At 45.3% G+C, this 25,617-nt stretch carries 22 protein-coding genes and 1 pseudogene; 7 read left to right on the forward strand and 16 right to left on the reverse strand.

Translation table 11 applies throughout. The features are described from left to right. Positions 1-117 precede the first annotated feature (117 nt). Positions 118-873, forward strand: coding sequence for a MerR family transcriptional regulator (locus BC8716_RS01065; protein ID WP_094423574.1), 756 nt, complete (start codon positions 118-120; stop codon positions 871-873). Positions 874-1,037: 164 nt separating this feature from the next. Continuing rightward, positions 1,038-1,664 (forward strand): GNAT family N-acetyltransferase, encoded by a 627-nt coding sequence (locus tag BC8716_RS01070; protein WP_094423575.1) that lies wholly within the window; start codon positions 1,038-1,040, stop codon positions 1,662-1,664. On the opposite strand, the gene uxaC is transcribed toward BC8716_RS01070, so the two are convergent. The 8 genes from uxaC to BC8716_RS01110 form a co-directional block, all read right to left on the reverse strand. Continuing rightward, positions 1,621-3,039 carry a glucuronate isomerase gene (uxaC, locus tag BC8716_RS01075; RefSeq protein ID WP_094423576.1) on the reverse strand — a complete coding sequence of 473 codons (1,419 nt, stop codon included), beginning with the start codon at positions 3,037-3,039 and terminating at the stop codon, positions 1,621-1,623. The genes BC8716_RS01070 and uxaC overlap by 44 nt on opposite strands. Further along, positions 3,040-3,870 (reverse strand): 5-dehydro-4-deoxy-D-glucuronate isomerase, encoded by an 831-nt coding sequence (gene kduI, locus BC8716_RS01080; protein ID WP_094423577.1) that lies wholly within the window; start codon positions 3,868-3,870, stop codon positions 3,040-3,042. Between the two features lie 50 nt (positions 3,871-3,920). Continuing rightward, positions 3,921-4,673 (reverse strand): 2-dehydro-3-deoxy-D-gluconate 5-dehydrogenase KduD, encoded by a 753-nt coding sequence (kduD, locus tag BC8716_RS01085; RefSeq protein WP_094423578.1) that lies wholly within the window; start codon positions 4,671-4,673, stop codon positions 3,921-3,923. A gap of 98 nt (positions 4,674-4,771) precedes the next feature. Continuing rightward, positions 4,772-5,527 (reverse strand): DeoR/GlpR family DNA-binding transcription regulator, encoded by a 756-nt coding sequence (locus tag BC8716_RS01090; RefSeq protein ID WP_094423579.1) that lies wholly within the window; start codon positions 5,525-5,527, stop codon positions 4,772-4,774. Between the two features lie 118 nt (positions 5,528-5,645). Continuing rightward, positions 5,646-6,185, reverse strand: coding sequence for a chromate efflux transporter ChrA (gene chrA, locus BC8716_RS01095; RefSeq protein ID WP_094423580.1), 540 nt, complete (start codon positions 6,183-6,185; stop codon positions 5,646-5,648). Then, positions 6,182-6,772 carry a chromate efflux transporter ChrB gene (gene chrB, locus BC8716_RS01100; RefSeq protein WP_094423581.1) on the reverse strand — a complete coding sequence of 197 codons (591 nt, stop codon included), beginning with the start codon at positions 6,770-6,772 and terminating at the stop codon, positions 6,182-6,184. The genes chrA and chrB overlap by 4 nt, the downstream gene beginning before the upstream one ends. A gap of 54 nt (positions 6,773-6,826) precedes the next feature. Beyond that, positions 6,827-7,657, reverse strand: coding sequence for a 1,4-dihydroxy-6-naphtoate synthase (locus BC8716_RS01105; RefSeq protein ID WP_094423582.1), 831 nt, complete (start codon positions 7,655-7,657; stop codon positions 6,827-6,829). Beyond that, positions 7,626-8,279 (reverse strand): futalosine hydrolase, encoded by a 654-nt coding sequence (locus BC8716_RS01110; RefSeq protein ID WP_157730321.1) that lies wholly within the window; start codon positions 8,277-8,279, stop codon positions 7,626-7,628. Before BC8716_RS01110 ends, BC8716_RS01105 begins: the two co-directional genes overlap by 32 nt. 199 nt (positions 8,280-8,478) lie before the next feature. Here BC8716_RS01110 and BC8716_RS01115 point away from each other — a divergent pair, with 199 nt between their 5' ends. Beyond that, complete coding sequence (locus BC8716_RS01115) at positions 8,479-9,933, forward strand: esterase/lipase family protein (protein WP_094423584.1); 1,455 nt, start codon at positions 8,479-8,481, stop codon at positions 9,931-9,933. A gap of 214 nt (positions 9,934-10,147) precedes the next feature. Here the strand turns inward: BC8716_RS01115 and BC8716_RS01120 are convergent, their stop codons facing one another. The 3 genes from BC8716_RS01120 to BC8716_RS01130 form a co-directional block, all read right to left on the reverse strand. Further along, positions 10,148-11,626 carry a helix-turn-helix domain-containing protein gene (locus BC8716_RS01120; protein ID WP_157730322.1) on the reverse strand — a complete coding sequence of 493 codons (1,479 nt, stop codon included), beginning with the start codon at positions 11,624-11,626 and terminating at the stop codon, positions 10,148-10,150. Between the two features lie 291 nt (positions 11,627-11,917). Next, positions 11,918-12,508, reverse strand: a complete 591-nt coding sequence (srtD, locus tag BC8716_RS01125) for a class D sortase, LPxTATN-specific (RefSeq protein ID WP_073305055.1) — start codon at positions 12,506-12,508, stop codon at positions 11,918-11,920. A 13-nt stretch (positions 12,509-12,521) separates the two neighbouring features. Then, positions 12,522-14,192, reverse strand: coding sequence for a prenyltransferase/squalene oxidase repeat-containing protein (locus tag BC8716_RS01130; protein WP_094423586.1), 1,671 nt, complete (start codon positions 14,190-14,192; stop codon positions 12,522-12,524). A gap of 193 nt (positions 14,193-14,385) precedes the next feature. On the opposite strand from BC8716_RS01130, the gene BC8716_RS22560 reads away from it, so the two are divergent. Further along, entirely contained in the window at positions 14,386-15,528 is a 1,143-nt protein-coding gene (locus tag BC8716_RS22560) for a hypothetical protein (protein WP_180320036.1), read from the forward strand. 24 nt (positions 15,529-15,552) lie between these two features. Here the strand turns inward: BC8716_RS22560 and BC8716_RS22965 are convergent. Together BC8716_RS22965 and BC8716_RS01140 are read right to left on the reverse strand one after the other, a co-directional pair. Next, positions 15,553-16,515 (reverse strand): annotated as a pseudogene (locus tag BC8716_RS22965) (adhesive domain-containing protein); the annotation flags it as partial. 1,384 nt (positions 16,516-17,899) lie between these two features. Further along, on the reverse strand, positions 17,900-18,748 hold the full coding sequence (locus tag BC8716_RS01140; RefSeq protein ID WP_094423588.1) for a glycine betaine ABC transporter substrate-binding protein: 849 nt from the start codon (positions 18,746-18,748) through the stop codon (positions 17,900-17,902). A gap of 187 nt (positions 18,749-18,935) precedes the next feature. Here BC8716_RS01140 and BC8716_RS01145 point away from each other — a divergent pair, with 187 nt between their 5' ends. From BC8716_RS01145 to gbsB, 3 genes are all read left to right on the forward strand, one after another. Beyond that, positions 18,936-19,502: a GbsR/MarR family transcriptional regulator gene (locus tag BC8716_RS01145; protein WP_094423589.1), complete on the forward strand. Its 567-nt coding sequence runs from the start codon at positions 18,936-18,938 to the stop codon at positions 19,500-19,502. A gap of 181 nt (positions 19,503-19,683) precedes the next feature. Beyond that, entirely contained in the window at positions 19,684-21,159 is a 1,476-nt protein-coding gene (gene betB, locus BC8716_RS01150) for a betaine-aldehyde dehydrogenase (RefSeq protein ID WP_094423590.1), read from the forward strand. A 22-nt stretch (positions 21,160-21,181) separates the two neighbouring features. After that, positions 21,182-22,390 (forward strand): choline dehydrogenase, encoded by a 1,209-nt coding sequence (gene gbsB / locus BC8716_RS01155; RefSeq protein ID WP_094423591.1) that lies wholly within the window; start codon positions 21,182-21,184, stop codon positions 22,388-22,390. Between the two features lie 218 nt (positions 22,391-22,608). Here gbsB and BC8716_RS01160 read toward each other — a convergent pair whose 3' ends face one another. The 3 genes from BC8716_RS01160 to BC8716_RS01170 form a co-directional block, all read right to left on the reverse strand. Then, positions 22,609-23,343 (reverse strand): FadR/GntR family transcriptional regulator, encoded by a 735-nt coding sequence (locus tag BC8716_RS01160; RefSeq protein WP_169715892.1) that lies wholly within the window; start codon positions 23,341-23,343, stop codon positions 22,609-22,611. Between the two features lie 161 nt (positions 23,344-23,504). Beyond that, a complete protein-coding gene (locus BC8716_RS01165; protein ID WP_094423593.1) occupies positions 23,505-24,194 on the reverse strand; it encodes a LutC/YkgG family protein in 690 nt (229 codons plus the stop codon). Then, positions 24,187-25,614 (reverse strand): LutB/LldF family L-lactate oxidation iron-sulfur protein, encoded by a 1,428-nt coding sequence (locus tag BC8716_RS01170; RefSeq protein WP_094423594.1) that lies wholly within the window; start codon positions 25,612-25,614, stop codon positions 24,187-24,189. The genes BC8716_RS01165 and BC8716_RS01170 overlap by 8 nt, the downstream gene beginning before the upstream one ends. Between the last annotated feature and the right edge of the window lie 3 nt (positions 25,615-25,617).

The following is a 25,617-nucleotide window of genomic DNA, read 5'->3' on the forward strand; positions in this document are numbered from 1 at the left end:
CCCTGTGCATGCATCCCTTCTATGGAGGAAATCTAAAAGTAAGAAAAAAAGATTTTATTTGTGTATTGACATTAACGTTACGTAAACCTTTATTGTTAACTCAAGGGGGGAGTTGAAATGGAATATACGGTCAAAAAACTGGCTCAATTAGCAGGCGTCAGTGCACGGACGCTTCGTTATTATGATGAAATTGGTTTGCTTAAGCCAGAACGGGTCAATTCATCAGGTTATCGGATATATGGCCAAAAACAAGTCGACCTGTTGCAGCAAATTCTATTTTACCGTGAGCTTGACGTTGACCTTGAAACGATTATGCAGCTCGTGACCGATGATTCCTTTGACCCTATCACGGCACTCTATGAGCACCGTGCCCAACTCCTAAATAAACGCGCCCGTCTTGACCGCATTATCGACACGGTTGAGCGGACGATTGCCTCAAAGAAAGGAGCAGAAACGATGAGTGACAAAGACAAATTTGACGCTTTGAAAGAAAAGCGAATTGCAGACAATGAAAAAGCGTTTGGAGAAGAAATTCGCCAAAAATACGGTGACAAGACGGTTGATGAGTCAAATGCTAAATTTCGTGGTCTCTCGAAAGAGCAATACGACGCCATGCAAGCAAAAGAACAGGAAGTCTTTGCCTTGTTAAAAGAAGCACTGGCAACGAACGACCCTACGTCTGAAACAGCCCGAAAACTAGCCCAGGCCCATAAAGAGTGGCTCCAGTTCTCGTGGGCGTCTTACTCGAAAGAGGCACATGCTGGCGTTGCCAAAATGTATGTAGATGATGAGCGCTTTGCTGCTTACTACAACAAAGCAGTCCCTGGAGGCGCCGTCTTCTTGCGCGATGCTATATTGGCTTATCTTCAATAATGTGATGAAAATGTGTGGAATAACCCAATTTGAAGTTCTCTTCAACTGGGTTATTCCTAGTAAGCTTGCTCCTCCAAGCTGCGCGCCATTATTCATAAACCAGCCTTTTTTCCCATACATTGAACTAATGCTGGATTCCATATGAAAGGAAAAGAGGCGTTTTGATGTATCGGCCCCATTTGCAAGCGTCAACTGAGCTTTTGACTAAACGGTTATTCCTTAGGCTGCCACTGCCTGGGGACGGGTTTGCTTTGTATCAAGCACTCCAGGCTTCCAGAAAAGAATTGGTGCCATGGATTCCATGGGTGGAGAGAATGTCATCGCCAGAGCAAGCTGAACAAGGTGTACAGCAAGCACATGTTGATTTTTTGCAAAAAAAAGCATTTCATTTCCACTTATTCGAGCAGCGCTCCGGTACTTTTGTCGGCTCCTGCGGACTCCACCATATTAACTGGGATGTCCCGCGTATGGAAATGGGGTATTGGATCGATAGCCGTTTTGCTGGAAAAGGCTATATGACTGAAGCGGCTAAAGCACTTATGTCCTATGCCTTCTTTACACACGATACTCACCGCCTGGAAATTCGCTGTGATCGAAACAACAAAAAAAGCCGAGCGATTCCTGAGAAGCTCGGCTTTATGCTTGAAGCGACATTGCTAGAAAACGAACGGAGCCCACATACGGGAGAACTGATGGATACGTGCATTTATACGGCTTTTCATCCGTCTGTCTCCCGGCCACCTGAGTCTAATTCGGGAAAGCAAAATAGCGCTTTGCATTATAATAACTAATGTCTTCTACCACTTTGCCGAGCCATTTTTCGTCTGCTGGCCATTCGCCCCGCTCAACCCATTCACCGATACGATTGCACAGAATGCGACGAAAATATTCGTGGCGCGTGTAGGAAAGGAAACTACGGGAATCCGTAAGCATACCGACAAACAAGCTTAACAAACCATTGTTTGCCAAGTCCGTCATTTGTTTTTCCATGCCATCTTTCGTATCGTTAAACCACCAGCCTGAACCGAATTGGATTTTGCCAGGTATGCCGCCTCCTTGGAAGTTGCCAATCGCAGTCGCGATCACCTCGTTATAAATCGGGTTCAATGTATACAAAATCGTCTTTGGCAGCTCATTTGTCCGCTCTAGCTCGTTTAAAAAACGGTTTAATGATTCAGCAAAACGGTCATCAGCCATAGAGTCAAAACCTGAGTCTGGTCCAACTTGCTCAGCCATCCGCGAATTATTGTTTCGCAATGCCCCTAGATGAAATTGCATGGTCCAGCCGAGTTTGTTGTACAGGCGTGCCAAAAACAACAATACGTATGTTTGGTATTTTTCTTCCTCTTGCGGCGTAAGCGTTTCTTGATTTAGTCCTTTTTGAAACGCCGCTTCTGCTTCTTTTTCGGTCGCATCTACAAACGGGAGTGTACGAAGCCCATGGTCAGAAAGAACACAGCCTTCCTCGGCAAAGAACGTCGCCCGTTTTTCCAGTGCCTCCAATAAAGAGCGAAGCGATGAAATGTCCACTTCTGCCGCAGCCCCTAACGTTTCTAAATAAGAGACAAAGCTAGGCGCTGAAGCAAACAAGGCTTTGTCAGGGCGAAATGCAGGGTACACCGCTGCTTGGCACGCTCCATCTTTTCTAATTTGCTGATGGGCTTCTAAATGGTCGCTCGGATCGTCTGTTGTGCAAATCACTTCGACATTCGATTCCTTGATGATGCCTTGGACTGACCGCTCTGGTTCTGCTAGTTGTTCTTTCGTAGCCCTCCAGATGGCTTCAGCTGTATCACTGCTTAACAGCTCGTCAATGCCAAAATAACGTTTCAATTCTAAGTGCGTCCAGTGGTAGAGAGGATTGCCCATTGTATAAGGGACCGTTTCCGCCCATTTAAGAAACTTCTCTTTGTCATCCCCATCGCCTGTAATAAACGTTTCTTCGACACCGACAGCACGCATTGCCCGCCATTTGTAATGGTCGCCATGAAGCCAAATTTCGCTAATGTTGTTAAATTGGCGGTTTTCGGCAATTTCTTGTGGAGGGACATGGCAATGGTAGTCTATAATCGGCAACGTTTTTGCATACGTATGGTAAAGTGTTTCTGCTGTTTTATTTTGCAGCATAAAATTTTCGTGAATGAATACTTTTCCTGTGGAAATCATTTATTTCAGCTCCTCCATCGCTACTGTGTCCATATCCGTAAACGTGTAATTTTCGCCAGCCATCGCCCAAATAAATGTGTAATTGCTTGTGCCGACGCCTGAATGAATTGACCATGGCGGTGAAATGACAGCCTGTTCATTTTTGATCACTAGATGGCGCGTTTCCTGCGGCTGACCCATAAAGTGGAACACACGCGTATCTTCTTCCATATCAAAATACAAATAGGCTTCCATCCGCCTGTCATGAAGGTGGGCAGGCATTGTATTCCACATATTGTTCGGCTCAAGCAGCGTCATTCCCACCATTAACTGGCAGCTTTCAATCCCGTCTTTATGGACATACTTGTAAATCGTCCGGTTATTCGATTCAGCATCTGAACCTAATTTCGTCGGTTGCGCTTCTCCAATCGGTGCCAGTTTTGTCGGATATGTTTGATGGGCAGTGGCTGACACTAAATAAAATCGGGCTGGTTGTTGTGGATCGTTGCTTGCGAATTCGACATGTTCATTGCCTTTCCCAACATAGAGGCAGTCACGCTTTGCCATTTTATATGTGTCTTTTCCGACCGTTACCGTCCCTTCGCCACCGATATTGATAACAGCCAACTCCCGCCTTTCAAGAAAATAATCGGTTTTTAAAGCATCGCCTGCGTCTAGGGCAATCGCTTCACGGCTTGGAACAGCGCCGCCGATAATTAATCGGTCATAGTGGGAGTAGCTTAAATGGAGCGTACCCTCTTCAAACAGCGATTCGACTAAGAAAGCTTTTCTTATTTCCTCTGTTGTATACGTTTTAAAATCTCTTGGCCCGACTTCATAACGAATATCCATTTCCATTTCCCCTTTTCACGTTTTCGTTTGTTAGAGTCACAATGGTTCGTTTATGCACTTAACCAACCGCCATCGACTGCTAGAATATGGCCATTCACATAGTTTGACGCCTCCGATGCGAGAAAAACAACAGGACCTTTCAAATCATCAGGGAGCCCCCATTCGCCTTTCGGAATTCGCGAGCTAATGTAAGCATAACGGCTTTCATCTGTACGAATCCCTTCTGTATTGTCTGTTACCATATACCCTGGGGCAATCGCATTGACGCGCACCCCTTTTTTGGCCCACTCATTGGCAAGTGCTTTCGTCAAACCGGCAACGGCATGTTTGCTTGCTGTATAGGCGGCAACGCGCAATCCGCCTTGGAACGACAGCATCGAGGCCACGTTAATGATCGATCCTGATCCCTTTTCAAGCATATGTGCGCCAATTTCCCGAGACAACGTAAATACAGCATCCAAATTGACGTGCAGCACTTCCCGCCAAGCTGCATCATCCAACAAGTTTGCATCAGCCCGCTTAATGATGCCGGCATTATTGACCAATATGTCAACGCTTTCAACATGTTCCAAAACTTTAGCGGCTAATTCTTTTGCCCCATCAGGCTGAGATAAATCGGCTTTTATCCCATAAAAGCGCCCGCCGAGTTCCTCTACTTTTTGTTTTGTTTCCGTCATCTCGCTAATGCCTGCTCCAATGATGTTAGCACCCGCCTCGGCAAGTCCGAGCGCCATCCCTTGGCCAAGCCCTCGGCTAGCGCCAGTGACGACGGCTGTTTTTCCTGCAAGCGAAAACATCTTCATCCCCATTCCCCCTTATATGTTTGTTTTGGTTCATTTACGTTTGATCATACCATAGCTTTAAACCGCTTACAACTAGGCAGCGTTTTTTACTGCACTTGTTAATTAACGTTGATGCCGTATTCTTCCTCCAAGACGTTTCGTGTTTCACTGTCTAACAAGTCATCGCTGACAAGTTCGTCAATTTCTGTTATGTCTGCAAATCGCATTAAACCAACTTGGCCAAACTTGCTTGAATCAGACAACAAAATCGTTTTTCGCCCGCAATTGATTGCCGCTCTTTTCCATTCATAGTGAAAGCTGTTTAGTATCGATAAGCCGTGATCAAGAGAGACGCCAGTCGCCCCTAAAAATACTTTTTGCACATACAACGACTTGAGCATCGCCGTCGTTTGCTGGCTATACAGTGCCGAAGAAGTGCCAAGTCGTGTTCCTCCGAGCAAAATAAGCTGAATTGCTTCTTTTTCATAAAGGGCGTTCGCGATCCGGATGTCATTAGTAATGACCGTCATCGGCTTGTCGCCAAGGCGCTCAGCAAGGGCCAGCGTCGTGCTGCCGCCATCTAGCAAAATCACGTCATTCTCACAAATCAACGATTTTGCTTTTTCCGCTATATCGTGCTTTTCCTTTTCATTTCTTTGCTCCCGCTCCTGAATTGGAAACAAGCTTGTGTCGGTTTCCATTAATACGGCACCGCCGTGAACACGCTTAAGCAGCTTTTTTTCTTCAAGCCGCTCTAAATCTAAGCGAATTGTTTTTTCTGTAACACCAAGCCATTCGCTCGCTTGGGAAACGCGTATCGATTTATGTTTCGCTAAATAGGCAAGCAGTTTTTCGTGCCGTTCCAATGTGAACATGATTCTTCACCTCCGTTCCATTATCACACATAACCGAACATAAATAAACATAAAAACAGGCAGCTTTTTATGAAACTGCCTGTGTGTATACACTCATACCGACTCCCTCGTTAACTGCCTATCCTAGAAATGGAATGACAAGACCGCCGTAAACAAATGAGGCGACAATCACTAATGCTGGATGGACTTTTGCCTTCGTCAATAGCAGAAAAGCAACCGCTGCAATTGCCAATGACTGAAGCCACCCAATTTCGGCAGCGGCATCGCCAATGATATCGAATGTCAACACTACCATCAATATGCAAATAACAGGTTGAACAGCAAGGGAAATGCCTTTGACCACCTTTGACTGGCGGTACTTTCGCAAAACACGCATCAACAAAATCATGGCCAGCGCTGATGGAACAATGGTCGCTGCATGGGCAACGATAAAACCTGACCAGCCCCCGGCAGCAAACCCAACATATGCAGCAATTTTTGTTGCGATCGGCCCTGGCAGAGCATTTGCCAAGGCAAGGACATTGGAAAACTCATCGCTCGTCAACCAGTGATAGCGGTTGACAACTTCTTCAAACATAAGCGGAATGGAAGCCGGCCCACCCCCATAGCCTAGCAAGTTAGCAAGAAAAAATGCGATAAATAAATATAATAAAATCATGACGACTCTCCTTTTTGCCTGCTCCGCCATTTATCCACCAGTTTATAATGAAATACACCGTAAATAATGAAGGCAATAATCACAAAGCCAGGGTGGACGTCAAACCCTTGCAAAGCGGCAAAGGCAATGAGAAAAGTGAGAATGCCAAAAACCCAGCCGAAACCTTTAACCGCCTTCTTGCCAAAATCATACGCCATTTGCGCGAGCAAAACAGCGATAACAGGTGTAACTGCACCTATCATGCCAGCAACCACTTCAGAGCCACTAATGGCATCAACAAGCGAAAAAAGCAACACCATCGCTACACTCGTAGGCAAAATGTGCCACAACGTTGCCCAGCAAGCGCCAGTCCAGCCCTTCAATCGATAACCTAAATAGGCTGCCATTTTCGTTGCCACTGGTCCTGGCAACGTATTAGCAATCGCCAGCGTCTCGCCAAATTCTTCATTGTCCATCCATTTATACGTATCAACAGCTTCCACCCGAAACAGTGGCATGACTGACGGGCCGCCGCCAAACCCAAACAGCCCTGTCCGCAGCATCGCCAGTGCTAGCTGCCTATATTGCGTTGCGGTCTCCTTCTCCACTGCTGTTATCCCTCTTTTCTCTATTCATTCTAGTTTACAAAGCTCCACTTAGCGCTATAACCGAATTTTAGCGACGTCAAAGTCAGGGACAAGCCCTTGTTTCATCGCACGGCCTAACAAGTTCTCAATCGCTTGATAGCCATCTTCTCCAAGTGACTTCGTAAACTCATTTACGTAAAGTTCAATATGAGCATTGGCGACTTCTTCTGAAAGCTCTTGGGCATGTGAAAGCACATAATCGCTTGTCTCTTCAGGGTGTGCCCATGCATACTCAACTGATTGTCGGGCCCACTTGGCCAATTGCTCTTTATCGAGAGAACGCTTGGCAATAATCGCGCCTAACGGAATCGGATATCCTGTATCTTGTTCCCACCATTCGCCTAGATCTTGCAACAGGGAGAGTCCATACGTTTGGTATGTAAAACGTGCTTCGTGGATGACAAGCCCTGCATCGACTTCTCCTTTTGCGACTGCAGGCATTATACGGTCAAATGGCATCACTTTTATAAAGATGTTATTATTAGGCAAATTTTGTTCAGTCCAGAGACGGAACAATAAGTATGCAGTTGAGCGGTCACTTGGCACAGCAACCGTTTTCCCTTCAAGAACAGCTGCTTCTTGCTGTTCTTTCGTTAACACAAGAGGTCCGCACCCACGACCAAGAGCGCCTCCGCTCGGCACTAGACTATAATGGTCGAGTACATACGGCAACGCAGCATAAGAAATTTTCATGACTTCAGGCCCCGTCTGATCAATCGCCCAGTAGTTGGTGCGGTCAATATCGGCATAGGTTACATTTAACTTAGGGGCATCAGCAATCTTTCCGTGAACCCATGCATAAAAGACAAATGTGTCATTTGGACATGGTGAAAAAGCAATCTCCAAGTTGTTCAACCTCCTTCAATTTCTCTGCTGCTTTTGTCAACGACGAAAAAGCACTCGCAAATTCCCAGCTTGCTTTATCGCGAATACCTACTTGGTTTGAAATAGACCTTACTTCGGCAAAAGGCAAGCCAAACTCCGCCGCTGCACTGGCTACTCCAAACCCTTCCATCGCTTCCGCCACTATATCTTTCCCATAGGATTGGCGGACGTTTAATGTCGCTTCTGTCCCAGTCACGGTCATCACGGACAAAATTGTGCCAGTTGCTATAGATACGGCTTCTTGAAGTTTCCCAATATAAGAATCGTTTGCAACTGCAGGCAATGTTTGTGTACCAAAACCGAGCGCATCAATTGTCAAAAACCCTCCAGGTGACTCTGCCCCTATTTCCGGGGCAATAATCGACGTTGCGACAGCAACCGTGCCATTTGCCGCTTTTCCCGGGAAACCACCAGCAATCCCCATATTTATCGTTCCTTGATAGTGTTTTTGGGTGAGCTGCCTTGCTGTACGTGCAGCTGCTTGGGCCATTCCTACACCGCCCACAAGTACTTCATAGGCTGAAGAATTTCCCAACCCTTGTAAGACAGCCTGTTTTTCAGGTTCCACGGAAACGACAATCAAAATAGGCTTCCTGTCTATCACGCGCCAACAATCCTTTCCAACAATTCTAACGGTCTAGTATACCATAAATGAAGTTGCCAACAAAGTCCATTTGTTTGCTTTCAAGCCTTTTCAATATAACAATCACTTCTATTACCTATACATGCGGCAAGGAATCATTCATAGAATGTATTATCTGACAAATAAGGAGTGAATTTGGATGAAAGAATTATTTTTGAAAGCGCTTACTTTAATTTTGTTGTCTTCCCTGCTTTTATGGCCGCAAGCTCCAGCACACGCTGGGTTTCTTGGCGCAGGAAAACCAGCCCCTGGCGCTCCGCCAGGAACCTGGGTTGTTGGTGATTCGCCAGCAACGACTGCTGGATCGCCGATTTTGTTTGTCCATGGCCTTAATAGTTCCGCACTCACTTGGTTCGAGCCAAATGACATGTTCGTACACACATATGAGCAAGGATTTCCGAGCGCCTACATCAATTTGCACCCTGATAAATCAAACTGGCAAAATGGCGAGTTGCTAGCGGAAAAAATTCGCGATATTTATCACCATTTCGGTGAAAAGGTCACAGTTGTTGCTCATAGCAAAGGCGGCGTCGATACGCAAACTGCGCTCCTACATTACGGAGCTGAACCTTATGTAAAAGAAGTCATTACGCTCGGTTCGCCTCACCACGGAAGCGAACTTGCCAACTTAGCATACAGCAACTGGGCTGGCTGGCTCGCGGAAATCATCGGCCAACGCTCAGAAGGCACAGACTCTTTGCAAACAGGGAACATGGCCTATTTTCGAGCGCAAACAGATGCTTTAATCTCTGCACAATCTGTCCCCTTTTCGACGATTTCAGGAACATCCTGGGGCTCGTTTGGATCTGCTCTCTATTTCGGCGGATTGTATTTGCAATTTTTCGGCACTAATGATGGGGCTGTGACAGTAAATAGCTCTAGACTAAGCTACGCACAAGAACTTGCTTCCAACCGTTGGGATCATATGCAAGTGGCGCAAGGACACCTTGTTTTCCCTTTGCTGCAAGCGCAAATGGGTGCACAGGCTAAGAAAGAAGAAAATACAAAGTCCATGAGCGCAGCTATAGTCCGTGGCGGCCAATTTAACGGAAATGGCAGCCAGGCGTTTGTCGTCGAACCAAACGTAAAAAAAGCACAAATCTCGGTGCTTGCTAATGAAAAGCTCGACTCCGCTAAACTTCACTCTCCAGATGGGCAAGTCTATTCTGTTGCCGCCGTCGCTGCCGAGCAAGAGCATAGTGTTTTTTACGGAGCTTATGCTCATCATTTTGAAATGGACCACCCGAGTGCCGGGGAATGGGAACTAAAAATGGAACACCCGCAAACAACAGCCTATTTAGCGGTTATCGCACTTGAAGGCGGCGTTTCGCCAGCCATCGCTTTTGACAGCGTTCGCCTCCAGTCTGACATTGACCCGAATGCCATCGATGTCAGCAAAACACGCTACACCGTCCATGTCAATGATGACAACATCGCAGCCAATACTGCTTCGCTTCACGCGCTGCCGCCCCAAAAAGATGCTTCGCAAACGATTACCATTGATATTGAAGGAATGACAAGAAACGGCGATCGCTTTGAACGGACGATCATTACCAACCGCTATGTCGACAAGCACGGCATTATTTATGAATGATCGACAGATGGCGCCGGCAAGTTTTAGGAGCGGACTAAAATTAGGAAGAATACGATCAATTGTCTGTAAATCCGCAACAACAAAAAGGAACCATACCAAAGCAGCTGGTCCACTAAAACATTGAATTGACAAATACCCAATAATCGTTGCTGGTTCCTTTTTCGATATCGAAAAAGGAACCTTATTTACGAAACGTAACTGGCAGCGGCTTCTCTCAATGAATGACATTGCTTACTGTCGGTTGCGCCTCGTTCTTTTTTAATATTACTCTAATACAATTTTCCAACCTTAAATAATCTTGTTTCGCCGGATTGTTCACATTCAATATACAGACGACCGCTCCGTTTGCCTTTTCTTTTTTTAGCGTTACATAATCGCGGTCTGAAACAATCAAATCTGGCGCTTCCCCTGGCTCACAAAAACGCAAGTGGGGATAAACTTCTTGCACCATTTTTAAACCTATGTTTTTTCCTGCTTCGCCAAAAATGGAATACAGCTTTATTTTAATGGGTTTTACTGCACCATCAAAACCCAGTACATTTCTTAATAAAAATCGATACCTATCTAACAATTCTCGTTTTCTATTTTTATCTAACCAAACCACTTGTGTGGTCAAATGATCCAGAAACGAGTCAACCAATTGGTCAGGCTCTGTTTCAGAATGGTCGTTGCTGAAAAAAAAGGAATTACCCTTAAAATAACTGTCTGCCAAATGAATGTTAATTAAGTTAGCATATAGTGTTGTATATTCTTCGCCACTAATCGCGACTCCAAAAAAATCAATAAAACGATCCAACCATTGTATGGTATATTTGACAAAATCAGCAGAAGCGTTGGAAAAAGCATTTTGGATAAAAGAAATGGAACGTTGGTCGCCTTTTTCTAAATAAGAAAAAGAAATAAAGGCTAAGAATAAAAAAGCAATTTCATCCTCTAAATCACGATCATTTATTTTTGTAAGTTCCTTATAAAGGGTATAGATGTCTTTCCGGAATTGTTCAAACAAAGGATGTGTTTTCACAAACACGTCAAAAAAACGATCCCTGGCAATGGTAAACCCTTTGCGGATTCTACTTACGTTTACACCTACCCAATACAACAACGATTCCTGGCAACGCCCAAACGCCTTGTCTAATAATGATTCTGCTTGTTTAAGACTAATCACGTCAAATGGCCATTCTTCTGCCCAGTTGGAATCCCAGTAAAAAAGATAGTAAAAATAACGAATTTGTTTTTCGTCTCCATGAATAATGGGCTCCCTTTTTAATTGAATGTCCAAATCAAACGTATTTAAAAGCGGCACTAATCTTTTAAGAGAACGATAAAGGGATCCATAACTGACATATGCTTCATTTGAAAACTTAACGCTATTGACAAACTGACCCTTGAATACAGTATCTAAAAACTGGTAAGGCAACGAGTTTTGGTTATACAGCCGTTCGATTGTTTTAACGGAAAACGCAAACGAGCGTTCCAACCAATAGCCTTTTGTTTTTTCTGAGCGAACGATTTTGGCTTGGTCTGTTAAGGTTTCTAGTTCCATAGCCAATTCATGTACATTTTTCTTCGCTGTTCGTTTTTCAATACCGCATACTTCTGCTATCTGTGTAAGTGAGACACTTTGACTTTGGGCCTCCAAAAACCTTAGGATTCGTACTTTAGAAACTGCACTCCCATTCAAAAAGTAATCCAAGCCATTCACCTCTTCTCTTGCTTCCATAAATTAAATTGTTCTATTTGTTCTCTGTATTTATTTATATCTATGCTACCGTTGGGGAGACGCTCATTGCCTATTCTATATGTCATTTACAATGTATTCTCCTTACGAAAAACGCCACATAGACCTTTGAAATTCAGGTTTGAGAGGTGCATTGGCAAGAAGCATGCCCTATGGTGACATGCTTATACAGTATGTTCGCTTTTGCTAAAAGCAAAAACCAATACTTTTGCCTCGTTCACTTTAAGGGTAAAAACGATGCTCTGTTTAAGTTGTAGGATACGCATAAATAACAAATCGCTCAGGAGCGCTCCCTACATAATGAAAAGGATAACAAGTTGTTATGACTAACACTTCCTCCCCCATTTTCCGAATGACAGAAGTATCATCTGCGGAAACAATTTCGGTTTCTTTTAGCTCATACGTAAATTTGCCATAGGGCATCGTTACAATAAAAGAGTCGCCTATTTCTAGCTCGCCAAAATTACGAAATACAGTGTCTCTATGGCCAGATAACAAAATCTGTTCATTTTGCCCAGGAAAAGCAGATTCGGATAAATGACCGACCCCATTTTTTAAAGCCTCTTCATTGGTCCCTTCAACAACAGCGATTGTCCGATCTAGCTTTGGAATCTCTAATGTTGCAAAGGCTTCGTGAGCGTCTGGACGAAAGGTTTCGACAGCGCCATCGTCTTCGTCTCCTCCGGCACGTATCCATTCACGTTCGGCTTTTTCTATATACGCTTTCGCTTCTACCAGTGATTTGTCTTGAGCGCGTTCATGAGCCATTAGTTGGTAAACAAATGCCCCCAAAACAATTAGACCTGTTATGATTAGCAAATTTCCAATTCGTTTCATATCGCGGTCCTCTCTATTTAAACAATCGTGATTCAGCCCTCATGTGCACATAATAGCGACAGTAGCCAGATAAGTAATGTTCTACATCATCAATACGGCTTCGAAATGAATGGTGGCGAATAAAAAAGCTACCAAGAATTCTAGAAGGGTTTTTATAATACATAGCCAATTCTGGATAAAAATATCCATTTCGTTGATATTCTGCGCGTTTGTGAATGGTGTCTTGAAGTTTTTTTTCATCGAATTCTGCTAAAAGGGTTCGATGCTCTGTTTCTTTCATACGCTGAATCATATTGTAAGCTGCCAATGTCAATTCTAAAAAAGTCGGGTATGTGGTGATGCGATGATAGATAAAATCTAGTTTAGCTTGAACATTTTGTAGGCCAAAATGAAAGTACTTTCGCAATGGCTTATATCGTGTCAATTCCTCTGTACAATAACTAAGCCAGTGATCATGGTTTTTCCAATATTCGTTAGCAATAAAGTAATCAAACGCTCTTTCAACCGTCTTCATCCATTTTTCATTTTTGTCTAATTGATAAAGCCTTAGCAAAGCAAAAGCAGCTTCTCCATCATAATAAACAATTCTAAACGCATCTTTTAATTCGAAAGATGGATAATGGAGCACATGGTGAAAGCCGCCATTTTCTTGTTGAAGCTGACATATCCCATTTGCCAACTGTTGGGCAACCGGAAGGTAACGATCATTTTGGAAAACGTCCGTATACTTTGTAAAAGCAAGAATGGCGGCTGCATTCGCTCCTAATTTAACTTCCAACTGATCTTGTTCAACACCGTCGACAACATAGGCAGTCCCTTGCTTCTTATCAACATGTAGCCCCTTTAGCAAATAATCAAGGCCTCTTTCAATTGCCGGAATGGCTTCTTTATCCTGAGTGATTTCTAGCGCTTCGATCATTGCATAAAGTGTACTGGCATGTCTCAACAAATTATAAAAATGAATTTCTTTATCAAAACAAGAAAAATACCCATATGTAAATTGGCCTGCCGCTTTATTCATTTTAGCCAAATAATTAAGTCCACTAGCAATCATTTCTTTTACTTCCCCAGCGTCTAAAGCGGTATCCCGTCTTCCGTTGTCTCTTGGCCCTTCTTTAAGGGTATAAAGCTGCTGGTTTTCCAAAAAGTAACCTTTTGTTGTAAATGTGGTTACCGCCGAAACTTTGTTGAAATCTAATCGTTTTAAATGAGGGCGATGGTTCCGTATATAAGATTGAATGTTTTTTTCGTTTAAATACCCTCGCTTTGTATCTTTGTCAATTTGAATCATTGCGTTTCCATTGATCTCTTGCTCTAAAAAAGCATGGCTAAAGTTTTCATCAAAACTGATGCCTTGCCTAAAGTAGTTCTTTTTTGTTTTGGTCATAATATTAATAAATGACAAAAGCGAGTGTTGTTCAGTACTAGTAACCCAGTCAACTTTTAGACAGGAATATTCCTGCTTCATGAGGGAAACCCCTCTGTTGTAAAGGCGTTTCCAAGCGCGCTGAAAACTATTCTCCTTGACGGTTAAGACCGTTGCTCGTTTATCTAAATAGCCAATAGAAAGAAACAAGATAACCGGCTTTTCTTTTCGTAGTTCCTTGTACTCCCCTGACTCGGTCATAAATGCATGCAGTTGATCCATATCACGGTTAAATATTTGGGTAAGTTTCTGGTTCATGGCTCAACCTCCTGGATTAGTTAAAGGGAAGCAAATGCTAATAGCGCATTTGCTTCCTTATTTAACACTTCTATTTCTTTCTTCTAAATAGACGAGCACTTATTCCAGCTAATAGTGCTGCCATTCCCGTAACTCCTACAGTCCAAATGGAAGTTGCTGTATCTGGGAGCTTCTTCCCATCTTTCGAAGAGTCTTGCTTACCAGTATAGTCTCGATCGACTCGATTTTTATCAGTAACCCTGTCCTTATCGGCATCCGCATCGGCATCGGCGTCAGCATCAGCGTCGGCATCGGCATCAGCGTCAGCGTCGGCATCGGCATCGGCGTCCGCGTCAGCATCCGCATCGGCGTCCGCATCAGCGTCCGAATCCGCATCCGCATCGGCGTCCGCATCCGCATCGGCATCGGCATCCGCGTCAGCATCAGCGTCCGCGTCGGCGTCGGCATCGGCATCGGCATCGGCGTCCGAATCCGCATCCGCATCGGCGTCCGCATCCGCATCCGCATCGGCATCGGCATCAGCGTCAGCGTCAGCGTCGGCATCGGCGTCCGCATCCGCGTCCGCATCCGCATCCGCGTCAGCGTCGGCATCGGCGTCCGCATCCGCATCCGCGTCCGCGTCGGCATCCGCGTCAGCATCAGCGTCGGCATCAGCGTCCGCGTCGGCATCGGCATCCGCGTCGGCGTCCGCATCCGCGTCGGCATCGGCGTCCGCGTCAGCATCAGCATCAGCGTCCGCGTCTGCGTCGGCATCCGCATCCGCATCAGCGTCCGCATCGGCGTCAGCGTCGGCATCGGCATCGGCGTCCGCATCCGCGTCAGCATCCGCATCCGCATCGGCGTCCGCATCCGCATCCGCATCGGCGTCCGCATCCGCATCGGCATCCGCGTCAGCGTCAGCATCAGCGTCCGCGTCGGCATCCGCGTCTGCGTCGGCATCCGCATCCGCATCAGCGTCCGCATCGGCGTCAGCGTCGGCGTCCGCATCCGCGTCCGCATCGGCGTCAGCGTCGGCATCAGCGTCGGCATCGGCATCAGCGTCGGCATCCGCATCCGCATCCGCATCGGCGTCAGCGTCTGCATCAGCGTCCGCATCGGCGTCAGCGTCCGCATCCGCATCGGCGTCAGCGTCAGCGTCGGCATCGGCGTCCGCATCCGCATCCGCGTCAGCATCCGCGTCCGCATCGGCGTCAGCGTCGGCATCCGCGTCCGCATCCGCATCCGCATCCGCGTCCGCATCCGCATCAGCGTCCGCGTCGGCATCGGCGTCCGCATCAGCGTCTGCATCACTGTCGTCATCAAATATTACTGTATCATAATCACCAATGCTGCTTAGCAGTTGAAGGTCAATTGTACTATCGTGTACACCTGCGCCATAAATTGGGACTTCTCCAGATGCGTCGGTGCCATCCACTTTTGTGTTTAGTGTAACTTCTGTCCTTCCAAGCAATTGCACGCCAGCCAAGTCATTGGATAGATCAACGGCCCCACTGGAAATATTATCAATTAGACCTAAAAGCGGTTGTACAAGTGCTTGAAGAGGCTCTAGAGGAACAGAAATACCGCCGCCCAAAATGTCAATGCTGACATTGCCAATCGCATCTACTACGTCATTCAGTAATTGAACCACCACATCTTGAACCGCTGATTCAAGGTGGTTTCCTAAGCCATCTGAAAAATTAACAAGAATTGAACCGTCTGGTTGGACGACTGCTTCTACTTCATCATTATAAGCAAGCAGATCAGCCAGCGCCCCATCTATATTATTAAGCGCACTTAGAGCATCTTGTAATTCTGTTAATCCACTTACACGAATTAAAGGCGCCGTAATTGGATTATTTACAATCCGGTCAACTGCAGCAACCAAGTCATTAACTGTAGTGTTCAATTGCTGCGTGATATCCCCTATTAAATTGCCTACAGTTGGCAAAGCATCCATTGTAACTGGAAGGATTTCTACCCTGACTTGCGCTGGCCCTTCTACGGTCCACTTATCAGCAAGGTCAGGAGAATAAAAGATAACCGTACGCTCTGGACCGAAGAGCTCAGCATCAGCAAGGCCTCGCCCAGTTAAAGAAAGCCCAAGATCATAAAGCCCATTTTCATCAGCATCACCAAGTTGAGCATTGACTGCAACATCCGTCAATAATTGAAACTCTGTTAGACTAGCTGCCGAAGCGTAGGCACTTGGGTTCGTCAATACATTTCCAGATACGCCTTCAGCATTAAGATTGCTAAAAGGCACTATTGTTAGAGTTGTAATCGCCGTAGAAGCGACCACTTTTGAAAGAGTGTTCATTTTTCTTTTTTGCCTATTTTTCATCTTTTTCTTGTAATCGTACTTTTTCGAAGACAATAGTCCACACTTCCTCTGTTAAGTATTTTCTCTCGGTAACTTTATTGGTAAAAAGCAAAAAAGCATACATAATAAAGCCATTTTTCCGAATATTAACCGCGCACTAAAAAGCTATTATAAATAGCCACTGCTGCCCTAAAAGGTGTATGCAACCGATAACCGACAGCGGTTTCGTATACCGAGGAATGACAAGGATTGCTTGCGAATGCTTCATAACGTACTTTTTAAAATCTGCTTAAACGAATAGGACAAGAAAAACGATCACTCCCCTTTTCATGTTTGGTTTCTCCTAAGCACACATCAAAGAGGAACTAAGGCCTATTTATACGAAACAAATAGGTCTATTTATTTATTTTAGTGTACTTGATACGCATGATAGCATACGAATAGTCTAGTCACGTATCATCTTTTCCCTGCTTACATACCATTCACTCAACCCAACACAATACTTAAGTCCTGCACCAAAAGATGCCTGAGATTGGGTGTACGGTTCTTCTGGGGAACTATTCCCATTGAAAAATAGACTTGATATAAAGTAATTATTATCGCAGAGAAACCGTTAATGTTAGGCGGGTTATACACCATTACAACCCTTTAAATAGAATGATGTATGTTGGTTTAATAATTCATTTCTCCTATTATGTTTTAAATCTATTAAATTTTATTTTCTGTGATAGAAATATCTCAACAAACCTTTAAAAGATTTCCCCTTATTTAGACATGTTATGATAGGTATTCTTTAAGATCTCTATTAAAATTGTTCAGCAGTATTTAACTATATGTAAAAATAAAACCGTTGGTGCTGCGCTATAATGAGGATTAAAAACCGAACAAGAAAGTACGTGGAAGGTTTGGTAGTTTTGAGAGAAGAATTTTAAAATGAGATACTAGAGAACAATTCCATCATTAACCCTAGTAAAAAAATGCATTCTTTGCCTCCTAGATTTTTTATAGGAGATTCTTTTCTGCACGTTTAAAATCTTTTAGGTAACTGTAAATATAAATGGGGCTACTATTTAGAAGTGATGCCGGTGGGTAGACAGCCATACGGGACTGCCTTAGGCTTTAAGAATATACTTGAACTCCTTCCGTTTTTGATATTGAATGAAAGGGAGATTGGTGGCCATTTGGGCGAAAAAACCTAGTAACAACAGATAACTTGGAACCACGCTATTATATCGATCTCCGTCCTAGCATACTTGCAGTAAGGAGATGCGCCACTTTCGGATAAAATAGTGCCTCACCCGCAAGCGAGATGACGCCTTTCATACAAAAAAGCCGCAATGAACCAGTTATTATGATCCCTTACGGCGTGTCAATACAAGCGTTTGAATAGCTGTTCCTCTTAATTCTATACGCCTTTCAACCACTCATCGACTTTATCTTGGTTGGCATTCACCCATGTTTCCGCTGCTTCTTCTGGTTCCATTCCGTCTTTTGCCATATACAACATGACTTCATTCATATCGTCTGCTGTCCAGTAAAATTGGTCGAGAATCCGATACGCTTCTGGCTTTTCTTCGTCCAAGCCTGCGCGGACAATTGTGCGGATTTCTCCGTTTGCTTCATAGATGCCTTTGCTGTCCTCAAGAAATTTTAAATCATACGAATTAAACTTCCAGTGAGGTTGCCAAGCGGTAATGACAATTGGTTCTTGCGCTGCATAGCGGTTGCCAAGCTCTGCCGTCATAATCGCATCTGAACTTGCTGACAACGTAACGTCATCAATTCCATATTCACGAAGCGCCTCTTCCGTTGTCATCATTACGCCTGCGCCAGCGTCAATGCCTGTGATGGTACTGACGACGTCAGCCGACAATTCTTCGATGCTGTCAATCTCCATATACGTTGGGACAGCTAAGCCAGTTTGTGCCCCTTCCAAATTAGCTCCTAAATCGATAATGTCATCTTTATGCTGTTCATAGTGGACTTTCATATCTTCTGGCAGCCATCCGGCAACATGGGCATCGGCGCTTCCGTCTGCCACTGACGACCACATGATTCCTTGCTCAACACTTGTTAACGTTACATCATAACCGGCTTGTTCCAAAGCAATCTTCACTACATGGTTTGAAGCGATTTCAGAATCCCATACAACGTAAACGAGTTCAATTTCTTTGGCTTCTTCCCCTTGGGCGCCACAGGCCGACATCATAGGCAAAGCCAATAGCAAAAACGCAAGCAAGCGAATGGTTTTCATTACCGATCATCCTCTCAATTATGTATAATATATTTAAAACGAATTAAATATTTTAGACACTATACTAACATAGCCTCTCGTTCTGTCAACATCCAACAGAACCGCCAGTCTTTCGCTACCTTGCTTTATTACAGGTAAACAGCTATACTATCGCTAAATTTCGTTAAATTGCAATTGAGGTGTTGAAATGGAAAAGGATGAACATGTTTTTGAAAAATTAGAGCAAGCGCACGCTATCATTAAAGACGGCATAGCCGATACGATGGACATTTATGGGGTTAACCGTTCAGTCGGGCAACTTTATGCGACTTTGTATTTAAACGACGGGCCAATGACGCTCGATGACCTTCGCGATGAATTAGGAATGAGTAAAGGCAGTATGAGTATTGGTGTACGCAAACTTCTAGAAGAAAAAATTATCCACCGCGTGTACCGAAAAGGCGAGCGTAAAGACTTGTATGAGGCTGAAAAAGACTTCTTTCAATTTTTTATTTCCTTTTTTACGCGAAGATGGGAACGGGAACGTAGCGTGAACCTTCAGGCAGTTAAACAAGCCATTCCTCTGTATGAAGCATTATTGGATGATGCTGAGACGCCAGATGAGGTACGGGCGGAAGCCGCACACACATTAAAAAAAATAACGGCTTCTCTTGAATATTATGAGTTTCTTGGTTTGCTAGTAGAACAGTTCCAAACTGGAAATCTTGCCAAAGATCTAGTAGAACGCTATAAAAACGAAAACGGCACCTCCTAACAAAGAACTTAGCTGCTACAACCATATCAAGTTTTCGTTAAAGAACCTCCTAAAATAGTGATCCTTACAATGGGCATCACTATTTTAGGAGGCTTTTTTTTGACACAAACAAACAGAAATGCTATGTTTATTTTGTATAAAACGTTTAATATATATTAAACAAAATAAAGGAGAGAGGTTGATGATTCGCGGAAAGATGTTTATTAACGGGGAATGGACGGAGGCAAAGAATGGCCGCGTTCGAGAAATTATTAATCCTTTTAACCAGGAAGTGATCGCAACAGTGCCAGAAGGTTCGGCTGAAGACAGCCAAGCTGCGATTGCAGCCGCCCGAGCTGCCTTTGATGAAGGCGTTTGGTCCTCTGCATCCGCAAGTGAACGAGGTGAACGGGTGCGTCTAATTGGCCAAAAAATAGCCAATCAAAACGAGGAATTTGCCCGTTTGGAGTCGCTTGATACAGGTAAAACGCTTGAAGAAAGCCGAACAGATATGGAAGACATCGCCAATGTGTTTTTTTATTTTGCTGGTCTGGCGGACAAAAATGGGGGCGAGGTCATTCGGAGCCCGCTTCCGAACTCAACAAGCATCGTTGTCCGTGAACCTGTAGGCGTGTGCGGGCTAATTACGCCTTGGAATTATCCGTTGTTGCAAGCAGCATGGAAATTGGCACCTGCACTCGTTGCCGGAAATACCCTTATTTTAAAGCCAAGCGAACTTACACCCCTTACGACGATGAAGCTATTTGAGCTGTTTGAAGAAGTCGGACTTCCAACAGGAGTGGCCAATCTTGTGCTTGGCACAGGCAAGGAAGTTGGCGCGCCGCTTTCCGAAAGTACAGATGTCGACTTGATTTCATTTACTGGAGGCATTGATACAGGGAAGACGATCATGCAAGCGGCAAGCGGTAATGTTAAAAAAATGGCTTTAGAACTTGGCGGCAAAAACCCTAATATCGTCTTTGCTGATGCCGATTTTGAGACAGCCATTGACCAAGCCTTAAACGCTGTCTTTTTCCATGCTGGTCAGGTTTGTTCAGCTGGCTCGCGCTTGCTTGTGGAAGAAGCGATTCATGATGATTTCGTAGAAGAGTTAGTAAAGCGGACGAAACGTATCAAGCTTGGCAATGGCTTTGATGAAAAAACAGAGTCTGGGCCGCTTATCTCGGCCACCCACCGCGCTAAAGTTGAAGGCTACATCAAAATCGGATTAGATGAAGGCGCTACGCTTGCCTGTGGAGGAAAACGCCCCGACGCCCCTGAACTGCAAAACGGCTTTTTCTTAGAACCGACTATTTTTACGAACTGCCATAGCAACATGCGCATCGTCCAAGAAGAAGTGTTTGGTCCTGTGCTTACAGTCGAAACATTCAGAACAACAGAAGAAGCGATCGCAAAGGCAAATGACACCATCTATGGGCTTGCTGGCGCTATTTTTTCCAATGATATTGGCAAAGCAGAACACATTGCAAGCAAGCTTCGTTTAGGAACGGTATGGATCAATGACTTTCACCCATACTTTGCCCAAGCGCCTTGGGGAGGCTACAAACAATCTGGCTTCGGGCGGGAATTAGGCAAAATCGGCTTAGAAGAGTACACGGAAACAAAGCATATTTTCCGCAATAAGCAACCGCAACCAATCGGCTGGTTTCGCGGGTAAAATGAATTGAGGAGCGATAAACATGAGCATGCATATGAAAGTTGAATCGATGTTAAACTACCATACTTTTGAAGTACCGACCGCTATTAAGCATGGCATTGGCGCTATCTCCCACCTTGGCGAAGAAGTCCGCGCCCTTGGTTCCAAAAAAATATTGCTTGTGACGGACCCTGGCATTTACAAAGCAGGCATTACAAGACCAGTCGAACAAAGCCTCGAGAAAGCGGGCCTTGACGTCGTCCTTTTCAACGAAGTTGAGCCCAATCCACCAACACGATTAATCGCCAAAGGTTCCAGCGTTTACGAGGAACATCGTTGCGACGGCTTAGTGGCTGTCGGCGGCGGCTCTTCTATGGATACAGCTAAAGCAATTGGCGTGGAAGTGACACACGAAGGCACAGTCCTTGATTACGAAGCAGCAGAGGGCAAGAAGCCGCTTGAACGGCGAATTCCACCATTGGCAACTGTTCCAACCACTGCCGGAACAGGTTCGGAAGTGACGCAATGGGCAGTCATTACGGATGAACAACGGAAATACAAATTTAATACAGGCGGCCCTCTTATTGCTGCACACGTAACCATTATTGATCCGCAATTGCATACTTCGTTGCCTCCTCATGTCACAGCGATGACAGGCATTGATGCCATAGCCCATGCCATTGAGTGCTACACGATGAAATATGCACAACCGGTTACAGATGCCGTCGCCTTATTGGCAATTGAATATGCAGCCACCTACATACGCCGCGCTTTTGCAGACGGGGATGACCTAGAAGCACGCTATGGGATGGCGCAAGCTGCAATGTTGGCGGGACTTTCCTATGGAAGCGAATCGGCTGGGGCCGCCCACGCGATGAGTCAGTCCCTTGGCGGCATCGTCCCTGTAGCTCATGGACAATGTGTGGCAGCGATGATGGGACCGGTCATGGAGTTTAACTGGAAAGGAGCGCCTGAACGCTTTGCCCGCATTGCCCAAGCATTCGGCCTAAACATAACAGCCATGACAACAAATGAGGCGGCCAAGGCAGCAGTTCGCTATATGTATGAGTTAGTTGAAGAGCTAGAAATCCCGTCCCTTGAAGACCAAGGTGTTGACAAAACACAAATTAGCCGTTGGGCCAAAGAAGCGTTGAAAGACCCACAAACCATCGGAAATCCTCGTGACTTGACGCTTGCTGATTATGAATGGATCTACAAACGCTGCTTTGGCCTCGTACCAAGCACCCTTTAATAAAAGACGAAGAAGCAAGCCGCTACTGCGGCTTGCTTGCTGTTTCGGCAAGTCGTAAACAACACTCAGACTGACAGAAAACGCTTGCCAGCTGAAGCGTGAAGTCGAGTGAAGATGCGAATAGAACAGGGGTTCATGAGCAGCGAATTTCTTGCGCAAGGAAACGACAGTTTCAAACATATGGACAACGAAGGCAAACACCGTTCTTTCCCGCGTGTTTACTGGCTGCCGTCCTCTTGTTTTTGCTTATCATATTCCATTAATGCTTGTTCCACATTGACTAAATGAACCATCATTGCCTCGTGGGCTTTGTCTTTGTCTTGCGCTTCGACTGCCTTATAAATTTGCTCATGCTCATAATGAAGCTGTTTAAGCGTTTGTTTTTCGGCGTAAAGACTGATTTTTCGGCTCTCATACATGGTCATGACCAGCGTGTCAGACAACTTTTGCATCATTTCCATCAGCAAATCGTTTTCCGTCGCCTCTGCCAAGGCGAGATGAAATCGAACATCTGCTTCCTCGCCTAAATCCTTGCCAGCTTCTGCCTTGGCCATTTGCGAAAGCGCCTCTTCGATCTTGGCAAGGTGGTCAGCGCTGCGGTTTTCAGCCGCCAAACTTGCGACGCCGACTTCGAGAATTTTTCGCACTTGGAATAAATCTTGTTTCTCTTTATTCGACAAAACGCCCTTGATGCCGACTGGTTTGACCATACTTGAAAAATCGAATTTATTAACAAATGTGCCTTCTCCTTGGCGGATCGTCACAAGCCCGACTGCACGCAATGCGCTCAATGCTTCCCTAACGGCCGAACGACTCACTTGAAATGTCGCCGACAGCTTCTCGACTGAATCGAGTTTTTCCCCTGGTTGAATATCGCCGCTCCGAATCATGTCCTCGAGTTGGTCGCGGATTAGTTCGGACACTTTTTTAGACTTTACTTGTTTTAAGGACATAGCTGACACCTCATTTGCAACTTCTCGTTTTAAGTATAGCATATGCAAACGAGCAACATCCTTTTGCTGACTAGTAAAACACATTGCAGTGCCCTTCTTCTGCCTCATGCAATATTTAACAACTAAAAGGCCAGCGGTAACGCGCTGGCCTTGGGTGTTTTTTACTTGTCGTCCACTACTATATAGCACGCTCTTAGCGGGCCGTGCACGCCGACTACTAAACTCATTTCAATATCAGCGCTGTTGCTTGGACCTGAAATAAAATTGATGCACGATGGGAGGCGGCCTTCGCCTGTTAGTTGTCGAATGTGGCGCGCCGCTTGCGTCATTCGCGCTACTAGCGTGCTTTTTGGGATGATCGCGATATAATAGCGAGGCAACAAACTGACAGAACGCCCTTTGCCATTGCTGCTAAACAATGTGACTGTTCCCGACTCAGCAAGAGTGATATCGGAAAAGGTAATGCCTACGTCAGCTTTTTCAGCCTGCTCGATTGAACGTTTGCTGTCACGATTGTTCCATAATGAAACAGAGGGGCGCGTCAAAAAGGAGCCGAGGCCAAACTCGTGAAACCGACGGTCATCCCAAGCAATGACCGATTTCGCTCCATACATGTCGATTGTTTCATCAAGGGCCGTCTCTAACTGGCCGCTCTCCACTCGTTTAAAGTCTGTATGAATGGCCACGCATTGTTCTTTCAGTACTGTGACTAACTCATCTTTTGAAGCGTCTTTTAATACTTCAAATTGAGGGGAAACTCGGTAATTGGGACGTAACACACCTTCTGTTTGACGGGGCCGGCCAAGTTGATTGGCCACATGGTCGAGAAAAGACTCGCGGTTTTTAATCATGTGCCCCCTCCTTTTGCCGTGCTTTAAACCAATCACGGAAACGTTCTTTGGCAGGAGCGGGCAAATGTCGGACATCAGTCCAACCTTTTAGCGGCCCTGGCCCTTTTGGAATTGCGCCATCCTTTACAAACGGGAACAGCAAAAATGGCACTACTTTGGTTCCAGCCTTATACAACATAGGCGAACGCGCACCGATTCCAAACCCTTTCATCGCCAACGCCTCCGCTCGCGCAGTCCGCTTTTGTTCGGCGATAACACGGCGATGCTTAATTAACAGTTCGTGAAGGGGAATTTTGACAGGGCACGCATCCGTGCAAGCCGCACATAAGCTTGACGCGTAAGGCAACTCTTTGTGGTCTTCATACCCTTCCAACAACGGTGTTAATACTGCCCCAATCGGCCCTGGATAAATCGAGCCGTAGGAATGGCCGCCGACGTGGCGGTATACAGGGCAGACATTGATGCAAGCTGCGCAGCGGATGCAATGAAGCGCAGCTTGGAATTCAGTGCCGAGAATATTGGACCGCCCATTATCGACAATAACGAGGTGAAACTCTTCAGGGCCGTCAGCATCGCCATCTTCACGGGGGCCTGTGAGGCCGGTCACATAACTCGTTAATTTTTGACCGACTGCACTTCGGCATAGCATGCTAACTAAAATGTCGAGTTCTTCCCACGTCGGCACAATCCGTTCCATCCCCATAACAGCAATATGTGTTTTAGGCAGTGCTGTCGCGAGGCGGGCATTTCCCTCATTCGTGACCAACGAAATGCTTCCTGATTCTGCTACGGCAAAATTGCAACCTGTAATGCCCACATCTGCTGACAAAAACTCTTTGCGGAGCTGTTCACGAGCAAACAACGTCAACTCTTGGGGATTCTCTGACTTTGTATAACCTTTGCGGGCTTTAAACGTATCACGGATCTGTTCTTTATTTTTGTGCAATGCTGGCGCGACGATATGGGAAGGGGGATCATGGTCGTCTATTTGTAAAATGTACTCCCCTAGGTCTGTTTCAATGACTTCGCAACCAATGTCTTCGAGTGCCTTGTTCATGCTGATTTCTTCGGTTACCATCGATTTGGATTTAACGACTTTTTGTGCTTTTTTGCTGCTTACAATTTCCTTGATATACTGATTCGCTTCTTCAGCCGTTTGCGCAAAATAAACATGTCCTCCCGCCTTCTCAACGTTTTCGCTAAGCTGGTGCAAATAAAAATCAATATGATTGAGCGTGTGTGAGCGGATTTCTTCTGCGAGTGTGCGCCACTCCTCCCAATTGCCAAGCTCCTTTTCCGCTGAACCTTTTGATGTTTTCAGCCGCTCCTGGGCCGAGCTGACCGCTTGGCGCATAAAACCGTCTTGGAGCCCTTTTTCAACCCGTTTTGAAAAAGGAGCATCACTTATTTTAATGGCCACATT

The organism is Shouchella clausii (assembly GCF_002250115.1).
In the GTDB taxonomy this organism is placed as follows: domain Bacteria; phylum Bacillota; class Bacilli; order Bacillales; family Bacillaceae_D; genus Shouchella; species Shouchella clausii.

Excerpts from the sequence above, each read along its gene's own strand:
- BC8716_RS01065 (WP_094423574.1), top strand. The coding sequence starts at position 118 with ATGGAATATACGGTCAAAAAACTGGCTCAATTAGCAGGCGTCAGTGCA.
- BC8716_RS01070 (WP_094423575.1), top strand. The coding sequence starts at position 1,038 with ATGTATCGGCCCCATTTGCAAGCGTCAACTGAGCTTTTGACTAAACGG.
- uxaC (WP_094423576.1), bottom strand. The coding sequence starts at position 3,039 with ATGATTTCCACAGGAAAAGTATTCATTCACGAAAATTTTATGCTGCAA.
- kduI (WP_094423577.1), bottom strand. The coding sequence starts at position 3,870 with ATGGATATTCGTTATGAAGTCGGGCCAAGAGATTTTAAAACGTATACA.
- kduD (WP_094423578.1), bottom strand. The coding sequence starts at position 4,673 with ATGAAGATGTTTTCGCTTGCAGGAAAAACAGCCGTCGTCACTGGCGCT.
- BC8716_RS01090 (WP_094423579.1), bottom strand. The coding sequence starts at position 5,527 with ATGTTCACATTGGAACGGCACGAAAAACTGCTTGCCTATTTAGCGAAA.
- chrA (WP_094423580.1), bottom strand. The coding sequence starts at position 6,185 with ATGATTTTATTATATTTATTTATCGCATTTTTTCTTGCTAACTTGCTA.
- BC8716_RS01115 (WP_094423584.1), top strand. The coding sequence starts at position 8,479 with ATGAAAGAATTATTTTTGAAAGCGCTTACTTTAATTTTGTTGTCTTCC.
- srtD (WP_073305055.1), bottom strand. The coding sequence starts at position 12,508 with ATGAAACGAATTGGAAATTTGCTAATCATAACAGGTCTAATTGTTTTG.
- BC8716_RS01130 (WP_094423586.1), bottom strand. The coding sequence starts at position 14,192 with ATGAACCAGAAACTTACCCAAATATTTAACCGTGATATGGATCAACTG.
- BC8716_RS01140 (WP_094423588.1), bottom strand. The coding sequence starts at position 18,748 with ATGAAAACCATTCGCTTGCTTGCGTTTTTGCTATTGGCTTTGCCTATG.
- BC8716_RS01145 (WP_094423589.1), top strand. The coding sequence starts at position 18,936 with ATGGAAAAGGATGAACATGTTTTTGAAAAATTAGAGCAAGCGCACGCT.
- betB (WP_094423590.1), top strand. The coding sequence starts at position 19,684 with ATGATTCGCGGAAAGATGTTTATTAACGGGGAATGGACGGAGGCAAAG.
- gbsB (WP_094423591.1), top strand. The coding sequence starts at position 21,182 with ATGAGCATGCATATGAAAGTTGAATCGATGTTAAACTACCATACTTTT.
- BC8716_RS01160 (WP_169715892.1), bottom strand. The coding sequence starts at position 23,343 with ATGTCCTTAAAACAAGTAAAGTCTAAAAAAGTGTCCGAACTAATCCGC.
- BC8716_RS01165 (WP_094423593.1), bottom strand. The coding sequence starts at position 24,194 with ATGATTAAAAACCGCGAGTCTTTTCTCGACCATGTGGCCAATCAACTT.